Annotated in this window: 26 protein-coding genes and 1 pseudogene; all 27 read right to left on the bottom strand. The window is 53.8% G+C overall.

Going from position 1 to position 15,161, the window contains the following annotated elements; translation table 11 throughout:
* Positions 1-419: imm68 putative immunity domain-containing protein (locus B5F88_RS16015; protein ID WP_242959840.1), on the bottom strand; the 419-nt coding region annotated here is incomplete at its 3' end.
* 11 nt (positions 420-430) lie between these two features.
* Positions 431-1,279, bottom strand: a complete 849-nt coding sequence (locus B5F88_RS16010; RefSeq protein WP_087348099.1) for a hypothetical protein — start codon at positions 1,277-1,279, stop codon at positions 431-433.
* A gap of 13 nt (positions 1,280-1,292) precedes the next feature.
* Positions 1,293-1,661, bottom strand: a complete 369-nt coding sequence (locus tag B5F88_RS16005) for a hypothetical protein (RefSeq protein WP_087348097.1) — start codon at positions 1,659-1,661, stop codon at positions 1,293-1,295.
* Positions 1,662-1,675: 14 nt separating this feature from the next.
* Positions 1,676-2,146 carry a hypothetical protein gene (locus B5F88_RS16000; RefSeq protein ID WP_087348095.1) on the bottom strand — a complete coding sequence of 157 codons (471 nt, stop codon included), beginning with the start codon at positions 2,144-2,146 and terminating at the stop codon, positions 1,676-1,678.
* An 18-nt stretch (positions 2,147-2,164) separates the two neighbouring features.
* Positions 2,165-2,464, bottom strand: a pseudogene (locus B5F88_RS15995) (hypothetical protein); the annotation flags it as partial.
* Between the two features lie 74 nt (positions 2,465-2,538).
* On the bottom strand, positions 2,539-2,835 hold the full coding sequence (locus B5F88_RS15990) for a hypothetical protein (protein ID WP_087348091.1): 297 nt from the start codon (positions 2,833-2,835) through the stop codon (positions 2,539-2,541).
* Between the two features lie 10 nt (positions 2,836-2,845).
* Entirely contained in the window at positions 2,846-3,109 is a 264-nt protein-coding gene (locus tag B5F88_RS15985; RefSeq protein WP_087348089.1) for a S6 modification enzyme RimK, read from the bottom strand.
* Positions 3,106-3,546 (bottom strand): Imm51 family immunity protein, encoded by a 441-nt coding sequence (locus tag B5F88_RS15980; RefSeq protein WP_087348087.1) that lies wholly within the window; start codon positions 3,544-3,546, stop codon positions 3,106-3,108. The genes B5F88_RS15985 and B5F88_RS15980 overlap by 4 nt, the downstream gene beginning before the upstream one ends.
* The gene (locus B5F88_RS15975) at positions 3,543-3,857 is read right to left on the bottom strand and encodes a hypothetical protein (protein WP_087348100.1); all 315 of its coding nucleotides are present in this window, start codon (positions 3,855-3,857) and stop codon (positions 3,543-3,545) included. The genes B5F88_RS15980 and B5F88_RS15975 overlap by 4 nt, the downstream gene beginning before the upstream one ends.
* A gap of 22 nt (positions 3,858-3,879) precedes the next feature.
* Positions 3,880-4,338, bottom strand: coding sequence for a C-GCAxxG-C-C family protein (locus B5F88_RS15970; protein WP_242959838.1), 459 nt, complete (start codon positions 4,336-4,338; stop codon positions 3,880-3,882).
* Entirely contained in the window at positions 4,326-5,195 is an 870-nt protein-coding gene (locus tag B5F88_RS15965) for an NADAR family protein (protein ID WP_087348083.1), read from the bottom strand. The genes B5F88_RS15970 and B5F88_RS15965 overlap by 13 nt, the downstream gene beginning before the upstream one ends.
* A gap of 10 nt (positions 5,196-5,205) precedes the next feature.
* Entirely contained in the window at positions 5,206-5,805 is a 600-nt protein-coding gene (locus B5F88_RS15960; RefSeq protein ID WP_087348081.1) for a hypothetical protein, read from the bottom strand.
* 31 nt (positions 5,806-5,836) lie between these two features.
* Positions 5,837-6,253, bottom strand: coding sequence for a hypothetical protein (locus B5F88_RS15955; protein WP_087237206.1), 417 nt, complete (start codon positions 6,251-6,253; stop codon positions 5,837-5,839).
* Positions 6,254-6,341: 88 nt separating this feature from the next.
* Positions 6,342-7,823: a hypothetical protein gene (locus B5F88_RS15950; protein ID WP_087348079.1), complete on the bottom strand. Its 1,482-nt coding sequence runs from the start codon at positions 7,821-7,823 to the stop codon at positions 6,342-6,344.
* Between the two features lie 18 nt (positions 7,824-7,841).
* Positions 7,842-8,075, bottom strand: a complete 234-nt coding sequence (locus B5F88_RS15945) for a hypothetical protein (protein ID WP_087348078.1) — start codon at positions 8,073-8,075, stop codon at positions 7,842-7,844.
* Positions 8,076-8,119: 44 nt separating this feature from the next.
* Complete coding sequence (locus B5F88_RS15940; protein ID WP_087154624.1) at positions 8,120-8,575, bottom strand: DUF4259 domain-containing protein; 456 nt, start codon at positions 8,573-8,575, stop codon at positions 8,120-8,122.
* Positions 8,576-8,608: 33 nt separating this feature from the next.
* Positions 8,609-9,568 carry an NTF2 fold immunity protein gene (locus tag B5F88_RS15935; protein ID WP_087348076.1) on the bottom strand — a complete coding sequence of 320 codons (960 nt, stop codon included), beginning with the start codon at positions 9,566-9,568 and terminating at the stop codon, positions 8,609-8,611.
* A 58-nt stretch (positions 9,569-9,626) separates the two neighbouring features.
* Positions 9,627-9,974: a hypothetical protein gene (locus B5F88_RS15930; RefSeq protein WP_087348074.1), complete on the bottom strand. Its 348-nt coding sequence runs from the start codon at positions 9,972-9,974 to the stop codon at positions 9,627-9,629.
* A gap of 5 nt (positions 9,975-9,979) precedes the next feature.
* Positions 9,980-10,306, bottom strand: a complete 327-nt coding sequence (locus B5F88_RS15925; RefSeq protein ID WP_087348073.1) for a DUF5713 family protein — start codon at positions 10,304-10,306, stop codon at positions 9,980-9,982.
* A 16-nt stretch (positions 10,307-10,322) separates the two neighbouring features.
* A complete protein-coding gene (locus B5F88_RS15920) occupies positions 10,323-10,868 on the bottom strand; it encodes a hypothetical protein (protein WP_087348071.1) in 546 nt (181 codons plus the stop codon).
* A 16-nt stretch (positions 10,869-10,884) separates the two neighbouring features.
* Complete coding sequence (locus B5F88_RS15915) at positions 10,885-11,889, bottom strand: DKNYY domain-containing protein (protein ID WP_055270412.1); 1,005 nt, start codon at positions 11,887-11,889, stop codon at positions 10,885-10,887.
* Positions 11,886-12,440, bottom strand: coding sequence for an SUKH-3 domain-containing protein (locus B5F88_RS15910; RefSeq protein ID WP_087348069.1), 555 nt, complete (start codon positions 12,438-12,440; stop codon positions 11,886-11,888). Before B5F88_RS15910 ends, B5F88_RS15915 begins: the two co-directional genes overlap by 4 nt.
* A 22-nt stretch (positions 12,441-12,462) precedes the next feature.
* A complete protein-coding gene (locus tag B5F88_RS15905; RefSeq protein ID WP_087348067.1) occupies positions 12,463-13,059 on the bottom strand; it encodes a hypothetical protein in 597 nt (198 codons plus the stop codon).
* 27 nt (positions 13,060-13,086) lie between these two features.
* Positions 13,087-13,404 (bottom strand): hypothetical protein, encoded by a 318-nt coding sequence (locus B5F88_RS15900; protein ID WP_087348064.1) that lies wholly within the window; start codon positions 13,402-13,404, stop codon positions 13,087-13,089.
* On the bottom strand, positions 13,401-13,991 hold the full coding sequence (locus B5F88_RS15895; RefSeq protein ID WP_087348062.1) for an SMI1/KNR4 family protein: 591 nt from the start codon (positions 13,989-13,991) through the stop codon (positions 13,401-13,403). The genes B5F88_RS15900 and B5F88_RS15895 overlap by 4 nt, the downstream gene beginning before the upstream one ends.
* A gap of 18 nt (positions 13,992-14,009) precedes the next feature.
* A complete protein-coding gene (locus tag B5F88_RS15890) occupies positions 14,010-14,513 on the bottom strand; it encodes a DUF2004 domain-containing protein (RefSeq protein WP_087348060.1) in 504 nt (167 codons plus the stop codon).
* A gap of 13 nt (positions 14,514-14,526) precedes the next feature.
* Positions 14,527-15,161 (bottom strand): DUF2262 domain-containing protein (locus B5F88_RS15885; protein WP_087348059.1); only part of this gene is annotated, 635 nt, incomplete at its 5' end.

The raw sequence follows: 15,161 nt of genomic DNA, 5'->3' as shown, positions 1-15,161 counted from the left end.
TCCATCATCTCACTGAGGTCATATTCCAGCGGATTCTGGGCAAAATCCGCCAGTGCCTTGTTCATGGCGTCATGCTCCTCTGGCGTGACGGTGATGCGGATGCGGCGGGCAGGGGTGTTGTACTCGTCCAGATCCTGAAGGTTTACACTGCCGCTGACGCTGCACTCCAGCAGGATGGCGGCCAGATCAGTGACCACATCAATAGCGAAGTGGAAGTCCATCTCCACGCCATCGGAGTGTGTAAACTCCAGATACTCCACGGTCTGGCGGAAGTCCCAGTTCTGCTTGTCCAGACCGATCTTGGTGAAGATTTCGCTGAGGGGGATTTCCTCTTTCTTCTGGTCTTCTAAAAAGGCCACAAGGTTCAGGCTGTCGTCCGAGCCTCCGATAAAGTTGCCCCAGTATTTTTTGATATACATGACCATCCTCCTCACTTGCGAGTCAAAGTTCCGTTATCAATGAAGGCAGCCTCCCGGATGCGCCGGAGGGATTCCGGCTCCAGCAAAAACTCCCGCAGGTTCGGGTTTTCAAAAAAGTTCATGGGCCGTACTTGAGTCGGTGCGGCTGCGGCCCACAGCCTTGAGGTGGCCAATTCTTCTGTGATTTCCAGGGCTTTTTCCCGATCACCCAAGTAGAGGTAGCGGGCAATCACATCTTCGTAAGCGGCCTGCCCAAGCGGGGTCCCTCGCAGTTCCTCAAACAGCGCCACCACATCCTTCGCGCTGCCGTACAGACAGCATAAGTAGAACAGCTTGGCTTTCCCTTTGGGATCGTCCGGCGTCAACTTTTTGTTTTTTGATTTGATCTGCTCCCAGAGCTGCTCCCTCGTCTGCGGCTCCTCCGGCTCACAGTAGGGAGCATTCTTGTTTCCCTCCGCAAAAGGCATTACACCCCGCGTGAGGCAGTCGATCATGATGCCACAGAACCGATCCCGCTGGGGGAGGCCGTTCTCTGCCCGGATGCGCGCCTGTTCCTTCGTCAGCGCCTCGATTACCTCCTGCTCCCGGTGGAGCTGGATGGCGGCCACCGTCATGGCAGTCATGTGTTCATCGCTCACATTGCTGTAATGCCACTCCTCCAGCCAGGGAAGGATGGTCAGATCCAAAGCCAGCGCCTTTTCATAGTCCAGGTTGAAATATGCGACCTCGGCCTTGACCGCCGCTACCTGATGGGGGTATTTATCAGCAAAGGATTCCAGCGTGTCCAAGGCTCCTTCTTTGCCATCCATGATCTCATAGCAGACCATGCGGACTTTCTTGGGAAGTTTCACGACATCCATGTTGACGCCTCCTTCAATCTTTTTTCTGTAAGTAGTAGGTTCCACACTGGCCCCACAGCCGGGTGTCCAGGTTTTCCTTTCTGATGTCTGCCACCTGCCGAAAAACCGGCGCACCCCGGATGCAGGCTCCCACAAAATAGAGGGCTCCACAGTTGCGGCACTGCATATAGTGGCAGACGGTATAGTGCTGCTCAGCGTCCAGCACTGCGCCAGTATCCTCCAGTGGGCAGTCACCGGCGTACAGTTCCATGTCACCCTGCCGCTCCAGTTCCATGAGTTTCTGGAGAAGCTGGTCATATTGGCGGCAGGAGATGCTGCTGTCTTCCTTCATCTGTGCCGCCAGTTGACCACAGGAGGGGCAATACAACTTCTTGCTGTCCATCTTCATCTCTCCGGCTACAAATTACTTTCTACAACCATAACGGTGGTATAGGTCAATGCTGTTTCAATCCATTCCAAGACTGAGAAAAGAAAGGCTGATTCCTTTTCTGATAAACTTGGCAAACAATCCCGGACAAGGAGTATCCAGCGTTTCCAGTCCTCTTTCCCAATCCAGTTATCAAAGCAAAGGTCAAATTCCTCCTGTACTTCTCCATTGGTGGGGTCCTTAACCGGAAAGATTTGTTTCAGCGTGGGGATCAGCAGTTGTTCACAGTCCGGCCAGCCAATGGTGAGGATGGAGCGGTAGCAGTTCCAGTCCTCCCACTGCGGGTCATTCCCACAGTCTGGACGAAGGGGCAGGAAGGCCATGTGGATCTTCTCGCCACTCTGGGTGTATAGGCGGGGAGTGAGGTCGATCTGCCTTTCCCGGCTCTTGGGCGGCAAGAAGCCATGGTAGATTGGGGAGGCCAGAGTTTCATCCTTCATTTGTTGTTCTCCATTCTATCAGTTCACATCCACCCGGATAATAGGTCGGTAGAAGTCATAGTCGCCGTTCAGTTTCTTCTCCTCCTGCACTTCCGGCTTGCAGTGCGGCGAACAGGGCAGGAAACCGAGGAAGATTCCAAGTCCGCCGCAGATGCTGCGCCCGCCATCACCGCCGCAAGTGGTAAACTGCTCGGCCTTCACGACCTCCCGCATATAGGGGTCATAGGCAATGGACAGGCCGAAGAAGTTGGGCTCCTCCATATCGAAGGGCTTGTCCTCATCCTCCGGGCTTTCGAAGTGGTGCAGGTGCATGGAGTAGTGTGATTTTATTGGTGTCTGTATCCACATTGAGCCAGACACGATTGATTTCAACCATTGTCATTCCTCGCTTTTCAAAACGCTACGCTATAAAATCGGCTTTCCCAGATGGCCTCAAATTCCGCCTGCTCTATGATGCAGGCATGGAATTCCTCGCCCCAGACATGGGCGTTCAACTCCTCCACGGTGGGGATCGGCGTGATTTCGATGGCACCATCATAGAGGTCAGGGATATTGCGGGTGCTGCCGTCCGCGAAGACGTCGATGGAGCGGAGGGCCAGCCGCGCATTTTCGGTATCCACTTCATAGAGGATGATGGTCGGCTCTCCCTCTGGTGCGTCATCCCAAAAGAGCCTGATGTACTCGATCATTCCATTTCCCTCATTTGAACCAATGCCACCCGGTCATGACGCCGGTGGCCTCATCAATCTGGATCGCAATATCGTAATCACCGCGACAGCCCAGCAGGGCCGTGGGGTGACCGTTTTCCATAACCAAATCATAAAACTCAACTGCTATGTCTTGGAAGCTCTCTGGGATCTTCAGCACAGAAAAGGCATCCACTGACTGAGTATTTTGGAAAAATTCAATGGCCGTTTTCCTGCATTTTACGATAATTCCTGTTTGTGTGGTCAGCTCTTTCATGGTTCCGCTGCCTCGCTCATGTTCAGATACATCCCCATCGTTGTTTCATCGGCACAGGCCGCCCGGATCATTTTGGCCAGCATCATCAAATCGTCGATGTACTGGGAGTACACACAGAACACATCCTCGTCAGAGTCGAAGTGAAACAGCTCCTCACCGCTGTTGTTTTCCTCAAACTCCCGGATCACGCCCCGGGCCAGCCGCTCCCAGTCCTTGCTGCAGCCGGTCAGCCCCAGCCGGCGGAATTCCTCCGCCCGGAATCCGTCGCTGATCCTCAGCAGCAGGGAGATCGCGTAGGGGTGGTGGGGAATGAGGAAGAATGGCGCGATCTGCTCCGGCCTGACCCATATTTTGAAAGGCGGGCGCGGGTCGGAAATCCAGGGCAGAATCTCCCATTCGTCCTCCCGCCGGTTTCCGTATTGAAAAAGGTCTTTCATGGCTTCACCGCCTGTTCCAGTCTCTTTTTGCATTTCTCAATGTGGGACCGCTTGGCGGCCATGATCTCCCGCACCGTCTCCGCCTCCATCCGCAGCAGGAGGGCGATCTTCTCCGGGGGCATCCCGTCCGCCGCCAGCATACAGAGAATCTCCTTCTGCGCGGAGGCCTTGCCAGCCGCGAAGCTGGTATCATAGTCGTGAGACAGCAGGGCAAAGAACTGCTCCCGCGTCAGGGAGGCAATCAGCTCCGGCTCTCCGCGATCAATCCTGCTGCGAAGGGATTGTACTTCTTCCTGTGATAGTTTGGACATGGAATCACCCCTTTCCAGCATATCAGGAACCGAGTTGTCCTCCGTTTGCCGGGCAAAAGATCCTGCGGTTCGCCAACAGTTCCTCCAGCTTTTTGGCCAGCGCCTCCACAATGGCGTGGCAGGGGTTTTCGTAGCCCACGATCTCCAGCCTTTGCAGCTCGACACAGTGGAGCGTGCCGTAGAAGCTCAGCATGAAGTCCGTCAATTCGGCGATCATCTGGTAGCCCTCCATGTTGCTCACATCTGTCTGACCTTCTTTTGCGGTCATCAGCCCAATGATCCCCACCGCCACGGTAAAGGCGCCGCAGCAGGACTGCTCGGTCTGCATCCCAAGGCCCATGACGGAGAACATTTTCCGGGTCTCCTCGGACAAATTCAGATGGTAATATTCATTGCAGGCCATGAACATCGCCTCGGCGCAGGTCAGTTCCGTGCCGATGTGGTAGTGGTTGACCAGTTCATAGAGTTTCATTGTTGCCATACCATACTCCAATCGCAAAGCATTTCATTCTGTGTCACCCGGCGCAGCTCGTCCCGCACTTCCATCAGCGCAAAGCCCAGCAGATTTTGTCCCCGCCACTTCATGGGGTCCTGAGCCTCCGGGGAGCTGGCCGCGAGGCGGATGCCCCAGATGGCATCATAGGGGCTGGCCTCCACCAGCACGCTGTCCCCGGTGGAAAGGAGAAACTCCCGCAGTTCGCAGTTCTGGCTGAATTTGTGCCAGTTGCCAAGCAGCACAATGGCGTACTTGAACTTGTCCCATACCTTCTGATCAAAGCCCCGCACCTTGCGGCCCAGGGCCTTGATCTGCTTTTGGTCGCTGCATTTCAAAATCTGGTCCCGGATCTCTTTGTCGCCGAACAGCTCGGCCTTAGCAGCCATCATATACTGCTCCATGCAGAGGTAGGAGTCAGCCGTCGTATAGAAGTCCTCCATCCACCACTGGCTGAGGCAGCTTTTTGTCAGCTGGCCGTCCTCGGAAGGCTGATGGCCCCAGAACAGGCACAGCTCCCGCTTCCGCCCGGCGGCAAACTCCTGCTGGAGCCACTGGCGGGTGTACTTTGGCTGGCCTTCCGGCTGCCACGCATCCACCAAGAAGTCACCATGCTCCAGTACCTCGCTGCTGTCCTCGTCATCCCACCAGCCCTTCCAGGTCACCGGCTCGGGAAAGAGAGTGCGGTATTCCGTCCGCTCCTCCGGGGAGAGGGTGTCCAGCCAATCGCCAAATCGGTCTATGTAATCCTCCCCATAGCCCATGCGCCAGCCAATGGAGTATCGCTCGATCTCCCGGTGGGCCAGCCAAGGGGGAGGCATTATTTTCTTATCTTGTAGTGCCATATTGTTTTCCTCATTTCTCTTGCAGCTTCTTCAGCAGCTTCACGATCCGCTCCCGGTTCTTTGCGGTTTTCATGAAAGTGGGGAGATGGTCGGCCTGAGTCTTTTTCTGGCTTCCCGATGGCTTTTCCCGCAGGTCGGCGCTGAGATAGTCGATCAGATAGGCAAGGTGCTCCCGGTTGAGGGCCCAGACCGGCTTACCCTGGAATGAGGTCAAAAACCACAGTTCCAGGCCGAACCAGGGGTCCTTGTCGCCCTGAATCTCCGCACCATAGGAGAAAGCCTCCGCCGTCTTATGTACCTCGCCCGGCATGGTTGTTCCGCAATAGGGGCAGGCCACATGGAGGACGGGAAAATGCTGCCTTGCCTCATCTTCAATATCCACCCGATAGTACCTGTCGCAGTTTTTGCACTGGTTATGGACATCATAGCGGTAGATCGTCCGGTCGCGTGTCTCCTGATGGCCGCAGCACAAGCAGCGGAAATAGGCGTTATCATCGTCCGCTGTCACCACACCCGCGCCATGGCACTTGGGGCATTTTACCTGGATGCCGGTGGTGAAGGCGCTGTAGGCACTGTGGATGAAATAGGGTTCATCAACGATTCGGCTCATGCGACCGCACATTCCTTTCTCTACGACTGAACTAAAGATGCACAACGATTTCTTCCTCGTCCTTCCTGCCGAAATAGACAAGATATACCTTTGGATGTTCTTTGATATAGTCACTCAATCCGGAAATCTGTTTCTGTTCCAATGACTCGCCACAGATCGGGCAAACTTGAGTGGAGTCAATGTAGAAAAATGCATTGCCGCTAAAAATTTTCTCCGCCCGCTTTGGCATGCTGTCATTCCACCCAAAGCGGAGCTCATTTTCGGTAAGCTCCATAATCACAAGGGTTGATGACTGCGGCGCATAAACACTGCTAAGAAATATTGGCACCATATCGGTATCCGATGTAGATACAGCCTGAACAAACACATTCTTGCACTTTTTACAGCTGTACCTATGAACTACCATTAAACAAAATGTAAGTCGCCTGACTTGTTCGTTACCTTTCATGAGGTTTGTCCTCCCTTAATGGCCGTATTTGATGCCAATGCTGAACTCATTCCGGTGAAAAAGACACCTCCATAAAGACAATGCCGCATCAAAAATCATGAAGCTCATCGAACTTCGCAATCAGGGCATCTTTCTGGAGCATATCGCCTGGCAGGGCATCCAGGATATCCCGCAGGGCCATATAGATTTCATCCCGTTCCTCGGTTTCGATAAAGCCCATCTTGTTGAAGGTCTGGGTATAGGCTGCCACCGCATCCAGAGCCTGGGCCTGGGCGTCCTCGCCCGGCTCAGCGGCCAGCTTCATCAGCTGGGAACGGGTCTTGCGGTATTGATTGGCTGCCTTTTTCGCAGCAGCGGCGGGGATATGCTCCGCACCGTCCCAGCCTCGGAATGGATTATCCAGGTTTTGCGCCAGCCACTCCGGTTTCCGGGGCTTGGTGATCCGCAGATCCATTCCCGGCTTGCTTTTCCAGAGCTGCTTTGCCGCTTTTGCCGCCGTCTCCGGCAGGCTGGTCATCCAGAACCAGCGAAGCTCCGGCACCTGCTCCGGGGTGGGGATGTCAGCTGCGCCGAAGCCGAACAGGTCGAAGGTGGAGAGGTTCGTCAGTTCCCGGAACCCTCCCACGGCGGAGAAGTTCCCCAGGTTTCCCGGCGCGCCCCAGAGCCGCAGTTCCTTCAGGTGGGGATGGACAGCATCCAGCCCGGTCAGATCAAAGTCTTTCAGCTCGATGCCATGCAGCCCCCGTAGGTTCGGCAGTTCCGTGTGCGGGCGGTATTCCCCGATAAATTGGAGGGTCAAACCGCTGCCATCTTCGGGGGCATGGATTGCACAGGCGTCCGGCCCCTTGTTCTGGAACAGGAGCTGCTCCGTTCCCTCACACAACCACAGTTCCTCCAGCCCGGTCATGTCCAGCATCAGTTTTCTAATGCTGGTGCCCCGCAGATCAAGTGTCCTCTGACCGTGGTTCAGCAAAGTCACTTCATCAACAAAGGGAGTTTCCCGCAAAAACTCCAGCAGATCCGGGTGCCACCGCTCGCAGATGAGGGTGGAGAGGCAGGGCAGCGCCTTTAGTTCCAGCGCCGAATCGAATGGTTCGTACTGGTCCGTCACCCGATGGCTGCTGACCTTCACCGGGATACCGCCGATCTCCGTTTTCTCTTCGCTCTCCATGGCCTCCTTGAAGGCCTGCCGCCGTTCCTCCGGGATGGCCTGCCACCGGATCTGGAGGTACACATCATAGCCGTCACTCCAGCCTCCATAGGAGCGGCAGGACTGGTCGGTGAAGGACGGAAGTGTACCCACCAGTTTATACTGGGGCGGGACCTCCAACGGCACCCGCAGCAGGTGGAGGTCGCGGGACCAGTACATGAAGTCCTTGTAGAGCGGGCGGAGATGGGGCAGTTCCTCCGCAGTCAGAGGGGCGTCGCCCACCCAATCCAGAGAGAGGACCACTGCCCAAGATTCTTTGCTCACCGTGTCCGGCGGCGCAATATAGGCCACCTGGCAGGCGGTGTAGCGTTTCAGATATTGGTTATAGACTGTATAGACCTCTCCGGCGCTGGCTTTCATGGCACCACGCTCCCCTCATCAGTTCTTTTCCAGATAGAATCCCCATACGCAGTTGGAGAACTCTCCAGCAGCAAAGCGGTGGATCTGTCCGTCAATCTCTACCTGCCAGACCTCGAAGGTATGGTCTTGGTGATAGATCGGGTCTTTGACTTTTACTCGCTTGCCGGTGGTTTGCCAGTCGTAGTCAAAGATGTTCACACCAAACAATTTGCATTGACCGTCTGGGCCAAAAGTTTCATATTCCCAAGCCATGTGATGCCTCACAATTCAACGCACTTACCTACAAAGCAACAATTTTATTCCTGCTGCAAGAGTTCTATCAAAGAATCCAAATGCTTATCCCACGATTCCCAGTTATTACTTTCTTTCCAAAGTTCTACGATTTCTCTTTCGCCATCTTCATCAGGAACTTGATTTTTAATACTCCTCAATCGCCTAAGAAGGTCTTTTCGAGCAGTAGCTGAAGCTGAGAAATTCGTTATTGCTGACCAAACATTAGAATCCTCATCATCGTAGTTTAGCTTTCCTGTTTCCCGCCATTCAGAATAAAGTTCTGCGAGAGCGATGGCGGTATTATCATAGAGAAAGTCAATTTCGCTCACTGTTTCTCCAAGAAAACCTTCCTCTTTCAGAAAGCCGATCAATCCACCTAAAGTCAGTTTCTTATGTTTGGGTAAATAATCTGTTTTCAAAAGGGAAATTAGGTCTAAGCCATTATCACTTTCCAATGCTTTTACACCCCATGAACCCATCTTCCTGTACCTCCAATCTGATTCTCATGAACTTCACAATCCCGTGCGCTGCCAGCCGTCCAGCCGTTCCTGCACGGCGTCGATCATCCATCCTTCACCCACACGCTTCATGAGAAAGCGGCGGTCAAAGCTGGTGTTTTTCTCCCTGGTGTAGATGTAGAGCTTGTTCTTGGTGATCTGCTCTGCGTCAAGAAATTCTTCCCCCTTGTAGGTGCCCTGGGCGCTGTACGAGAGGCCCAGGGGCCGGTAGCCCGGACGGGGCTTTTCGCTCACATACTTCTCCCAGATCGCCAGCAGGCGGGGCACAGCCTCGGTGTCTTCAAACCCAGCCTGCTCCATGTACTGCTCCCATTCCGTCATTTCTGCAAAGAAAGAGGACAACACCCTGCGGCATTCCGCCGCAGCCTGTTCATCCAGCTGGGCTGGCTTTTTTGCCTTTTCCCGCTGGAGCTGGGAGAAGTGCTCCATCTGCTCCTGGGTGAACTGCACATGGGCCACTGGTTCGATGCGGCTGTTGCCGGCGATGGCCAGCAGGCCCTCATAGGTAACGGCGGTATGGTCGATCTGGATGTGGGAGAGCCTGGGGATGGAGGCCGCCTGGAGCAGTCCGGCATCGTCCAGCCCGGTGCGGTTGAGCGTCAGCAGGTCTATTTTACACTCGCGCAGGGCGGACAGGCCGCTGCCGTTAATTCCGGCGTTGCCGTCCAGCAACAGGTAACGCAGCTTGGGCATGGCGGAAAAGACGGGGAAGCAGGCGTCGGTGAGCACCCCGTCCTCCACGCCGAAGTTGGCCATGCTTTTATGTCCGGCAAAGGGGGCAAGCAGTTCATCGGTCACCGGATAGCCCTTCACATGGAACCCCACCAGGGTGTATCCAGCCAGCCGCTCCATGAGTTCCATGGTCAGCTCCGGGACTTCAAACTGTTTCTCCCTGTCCAAGGTCAGGACACCGTTTTCCCAGTCCGCCGTCCGCGCCCGTTTCGGCCATTCCATCGCTGTTTCCCTCCTTACGCCTGCTCTTTACAGCTGACTTCTTCAGTTTGAGCATAGGTCAGCTCTCTACAATACGAACCTGTTTTCCTCCAATTTCAAATTCCAGCTTTACGCCATAGTCCGCCGCCCAAGCAGGGCACTTGCTGAGCAGGGCCAGGATGTGCTCATCCGGCTCCCGGCCAAGGGCCACACGCAAGATTACGGGCCAGCCACCATATTCCTTTTGAAACTCCTCACTCTGGGTGTGGTTCAGATAGCCCTCCATCTTGTCGAGCAGGGCCTTCTGCGTTTCCGGGGAGCCGTCAATAAAGCCATTGCAGACCAAAACCATTACCACTTCTCCTGTTTTGGTTTCTGCCAGAATGTCGATCTTATCCAGGTCGCCAAACTTATTTTCAATGGACATTGTTTTCACCAGTCCCTTTCTCGGATGGCCTCCTCAATATCAATCGGAATGCCGAACCACTCCAGAATGTAGGCCACAGTGACTCCAATACAATCCCGGGCCACCGTTTCGATTTCGCTGTCGTTCTCGTCAAACTCCTCCTGGAGATCATTGATGCCGCAGACCGCCTCATCCAGCGTTTCCTGTATTACTTCAGTGTCGGTTTCACCGCTTTCCAGCAGGTCGATGACCTTCTGAAGTTCGTCCTTTACCTTGTCCACCAGAAAGGCAGGATAGTAATCGTCTTGATACATCTCGTCCAGCAGTTTGTAGTTGGGATCAAATGCTTTCATAGGGATTGCTCCTTTCTCATTCAAACATCAGGCCGTATGATTCGGTCAGGCTGCCATCATCCTCATGGAAAATACACTGATACAGAGGCTGGCGCTGTGTTGCTTTGCGGAATCGCTCCAGAACCGGTGCCAGCGGCTCATCGGTAGGGATGCCGAGCGCATCAGCTACCCGCCGCCAGCTGTCCATATCCATATCTTCCAAGTTGATGTTGCGCTGCCTCTGTCCGTATTCCTCCAGTGTTTTGGAGTCCGCATACTCCTTTGCGTCACAGCAGTCGTGCCAGCAGATACAGCTCACAATCAGTGAAAAAAGGTCATCCATGCTCTCAGCCAGACGGCCTGCCTCACCTTCGCTGCTGTAATAGCCGATGGAGCCATCTTCCAACAGGTGGTATTCTCCGCCGGAGCCATCTCTGGCAAAAGCCATACCGGGCAGTGTGAAGGTTGATCGACCATCCGCCTCATCCCTCGGAGACAACTCATCCAGCAGGAAGAAGTCAAAAAGGGAATCAAACTCCTCTGCCAGATCAGGGTCATCACGCAGTGCTTTCAAATAATCCATAGCCGTTTTCCTCCGTCTACTGTTCTGGTGTTAACTCATGCAGCCTTTCCAGCCACAGCGGTTCTTCAATCATCTCATCGTTTTGGTAAAAATGTTCCTTGTCACGGGCCAGATGATCGGCAAGCGGAGGTGCGTCCAGCGGGGTGCATACCGCAAAACTGTCACAATCCGCCCCCTTAATCTCCCGGTTGAGGTAGTACACCCGCTTGGCATCGCGGGAATACCAGTGACTGAGCAATTCCCATGAGGGCAGATCCGCCTTGGGAAGCTGCTTACCGTAAGCATAGATTCGTTTCTCATCCCTGGCAAAATAGGTGTCGCCCAACGAGAGGAAAGAGGAAACTTCCGCGCCTTTGATGATCTTCACCTTGCCGTCTCCGTTGTGGAAGTAGACCTGCCGGCTGTCCTTTGCATATCCCTGTGGCGCGCCCGAATCGTTCTGGCCATTGTCCAACACCTGGAAGGTTGCCAGCTCTACATCTGGGATTCTCCCGCTGGTAGTGTAGACGGCTGTTTTGTCCATCGCGTAGGCATAGTTTAACACCCGAAACGATGCCGGGTCTGCTCCACGCAGGCGAATCCCGCCGAGAAAGCAGGCCGTAGAGGATTTGCCCCAGTAATGCCAACAGCAGAAGTCTTTGGGCGAAACACCCTTCAACAAGCCGTTTTCATATAGGCCAGAGAAATAAACGGCTCCATCCCGAAGGAAAAATTCGTTGTCCACCGGCTCTATGTTTGTGATCGGCTGCAGCAGTTCTTCGTGATGATCTGTTATGCTCAGTTCGATTTCGTCGTCGCTATAAACTAAGTAGAGCCCATGAGGGGCCTTTCTATCGAAATGCAGTTCAATGTCATGATATTTGAGGATCAAAGGTTTCCCGTCGCTTCTCATGGTGGAAACAGCATCGGGATTCCCGAAGATTTCTATGACCTCATCCTGCGATATTCCGAATTTCAGCGGTGAAATGTCCCGCGGATTCTGCAATATTTGATTGCGCCAAATAGTAAAGTCCTGTTTCATAGTTTTCCATCCAGTGCCTCAACCGTTTTCATGGCAGCGGAATCAAATTTACACTGCCGCAGATCCCGTTCGATCAGGGCAAACACATCCGGAAAGCACTCGATCTCATCCTGATACTCATATTTCGCATACAGTTTCCCGTACTCGGAGATCCAGACCTCTGCCGGGTAGTAGTAGCCGATATGACCAATGGGCTGGCATTTTTCACCGGCAGCATGTTCAATCTCTGCCAGTTCACAGCCGGACATATCCCGAAAATAGGCATCTTCCAAATGGCTTTTGATTCCGTTGACCAGGAAAGGGAACAAAGCGAATTGGAAGTCAGCCGCCCAATTCAGTTTTTCCTGCTCCAGGTACCACTCACAGCACAGGCCGAAATACTTGCGGTAAAACCGCTGGGTGGTCTTCATCATTGGGGCACCATGCTCAGCGTAATACTTTTCCGCAATGGAGATGTCCACTTTTCGCCCTTCCCGCCATCCGGCGTACTCCATCAGCTGCTTGACCTTGCTTTTGAGATCGCCGGAAATGGGGATGCGTTCTTTCGTCATGGTAGTATCCTCCTGTCTTTCGTCACCACAGCTGGTCGATCTGGGTATATATCTTATTCGGTTCTCTGTCCGTAAAACTGGTCCGTGAGCGGGTCGGCTCCGCCAGCGGCATCACATTCAAAATGTCCAGCGCATAATACCAGATTCCGGTGTCCCAGTCCCGGAACCGCCCATTGCAGACAGCTCGCCCATATTCACCGGGAGCCAAATCCAATGCCAGCTCATTGAGAGGCTGTTTCTGCCCGGTCTTATCGTAGGTATATCGCTCCGGCATCGCACCGATGTGCCAATCATTGCGGTAGCGCACATGGATTCCGGGCTCCTGCTGAATCAGTTCAAAAGGGTGAAGCCGCATTGTGCCATTCGGCTTCCATTCCATCAGCCTACGACAGTCCCTATCGATCTGAAATCCATCGGGCCTCTGTATGATAGATGCAAAGTGAGTAGGCAGACCAAAAGGATAATAGGAGAAGAAGTCTTTCGGCAGCCGCATGGCTCTGGGATACTGGTTCCGCTGTACGGCCGCATTTCCGCCCCGGCAGTCTTTATACCATTGCAGGCGGATCTGCTGAACCAGAAGTGTGGGCAGATGCTTTGTCTGATTACTGTTCTGTCTCATCGCCGCACCTCCTTTCCTGGCGTCCCTTTATGAACGATTGGCCTGCTCCAGCCGTTCCATCAACAGTGGAATTGCCGTAACCTGCCAAAAATCTCCGCTTATCCAACCAGTGGACATTCCTACATGAGTTTTGGCAAATTGATCTACATAGTAGTGTTTGCCCGGCTCCGGCAGCTCTCCGGTCAAATCCGCAAAGATGTGGAGGATTTCCTCTCGGAGAACATTGGGGGGATACGGCAGTTCCACCGCCTGATACCGCTCCTTCAGAAGCTGCCACAGGAAAGGGTCGCCCCGAAGCCCCCACTGATCTGGTTCTGGAGTGAAGATGATAGACACATTGCTCATGATAATTCTCCGTTATCCAAAATGCTCTCCAAATAAGTGAAGAGGTTCTGCGATAGATATTCCATGTTTTGGGCGAGCTCCTCTTTCTGAACAGTATCTTCATCCAAGGAAAAGAGAACCTCATGATCGATCTGACAGATCCCACATTGCTCCTCATTCGGCATATTTGTTAGGTCAATGCACCGGATATAGAATCCACCATCATCCCATGCAAATGGCAGGTAACCATGTTTCACCAGGAGCGGGTTCCATGCATTTCGGACGGCCTTAAACGGGGCGGAAACAGGGTTCTCTCCAACGGGATTTTCGAAATAGTGGTGGTAAACCGTGAGAAAGGCATTCAAACATTTTGGGAGGTTTATCCCAATGGCCTTCTCCAACGCTTCAATATCTTGGTCGGTGACGGTGGAGGGGATGAGCTTCCATGCCTTCCATTCATCTTTCGGATCTGAATCTTCCCGCCACATGATCTTGTCCGATTCCCCCAAAGGCCGCATGACAGCAATTCCGTTTCCCAACTGCTCCAGTTTTTGATAGTACCGTTCAAAGAAATCCTGCATAAATTGACGGGTCTGCGTATCTGTCATAGCAAAACCTCCGGCGTTTTAGCTCTCATGGGTGATACAGAAAATCTCCTTGTTCAAGTCAAAGTAGATTACCATCAGCTCGTCGGTGATCTCCGGGTTGAAGGACAGATCCATAATGAAAACTTGTTGATCCATCTCGTCATCCACCAGACTGCCGAACCGCTTGAGCTTCAAAAAGTCCACCATCTCGGCAAAGGACAGCTTGGCCGGGTCGGTTCCCGGAAAAAGTTCCGCCGCAATATCCGGGCCTACATCGTCCCGATGGAACTCCATGAAACATGTCACAACGCTATGGTAGCGGCTGTCCTCGTCCGCCAGCGCCGCTTTGATAGCGGCTTTGGCCTTCTCCGCCAATTTCTCCGCCTCATCCAGCATTTTTCCCACCGCATCCATGGCAGCAGGATCGCCGGTCAGTTCTTCCTCTACATCGAAGATAAAGGGTAGTCCCGAATCATCGGGAAAGGTGAAGATTTCCTCGCCAGGGGTATATGTAAAATCAATGCGTTTACAGCTCAGTTTCATAATGTTATCCTCCTTACCCCTCAATGTTGGCAGTTTTGAGGCCCTTTTTCAAGGAGCCGCAGACCGTCACCGCATGGTCAGTGAACATCTCGTCGCAGTCAAACCAGGCGGTGAAGCTGCCGCCGGAGGTGACGGACAGGCTCGTCATGCTGATGCGCCGGGCAAGTTCTTCCTCTGTGATGGGGTCTGTTTCCGGATCACGGGGGTTTTCCTCATCCTGGGAAAGCCAGTTGTTAGCCAGTTCGGTCAGATTCTTTGCTGCAAGCTCCCGCATGGCTTTGTCCCAGGTTTCACAGTCGGCCCGCAGCTTCTTGGCGGCGCTGCGGGCACGGGTCCAGGAGGGCTTGCTCTCGGCATTGACTTCCAGAGAAAGGCTTGCATTCTTTCCACACCACTGGATTTCGCCCTCGAAGGTATCATAGTCCTTGTCCAGTGTCAGTTCTCCCAGCACCTGGTCCTGGATCACCACCGGCTTGTGGTACTCGTCCAGAACGGCCTGAAGTTCCGGGCAGTCCTCATGGGCATTGACTGTCTCGGAGATACACCAGGGGCGCACCACCAGATCCTTTGCCAATTCTTCTTTCATCCGGCGGATCTTCAGGCGGCAGATCTGCTCCTTGCCAAAGCGTCCCCAGCCCTTGTCGCTAT

The sequence above is a fragment of the Flavonifractor sp. An306 genome, assembly GCF_002159455.1.
In the GTDB taxonomy this organism is placed as follows: domain Bacteria; phylum Bacillota; class Clostridia; order Oscillospirales; family Oscillospiraceae; genus Flavonifractor.
This window is presented reverse-complemented; position numbering and strand designations above follow the sequence as displayed.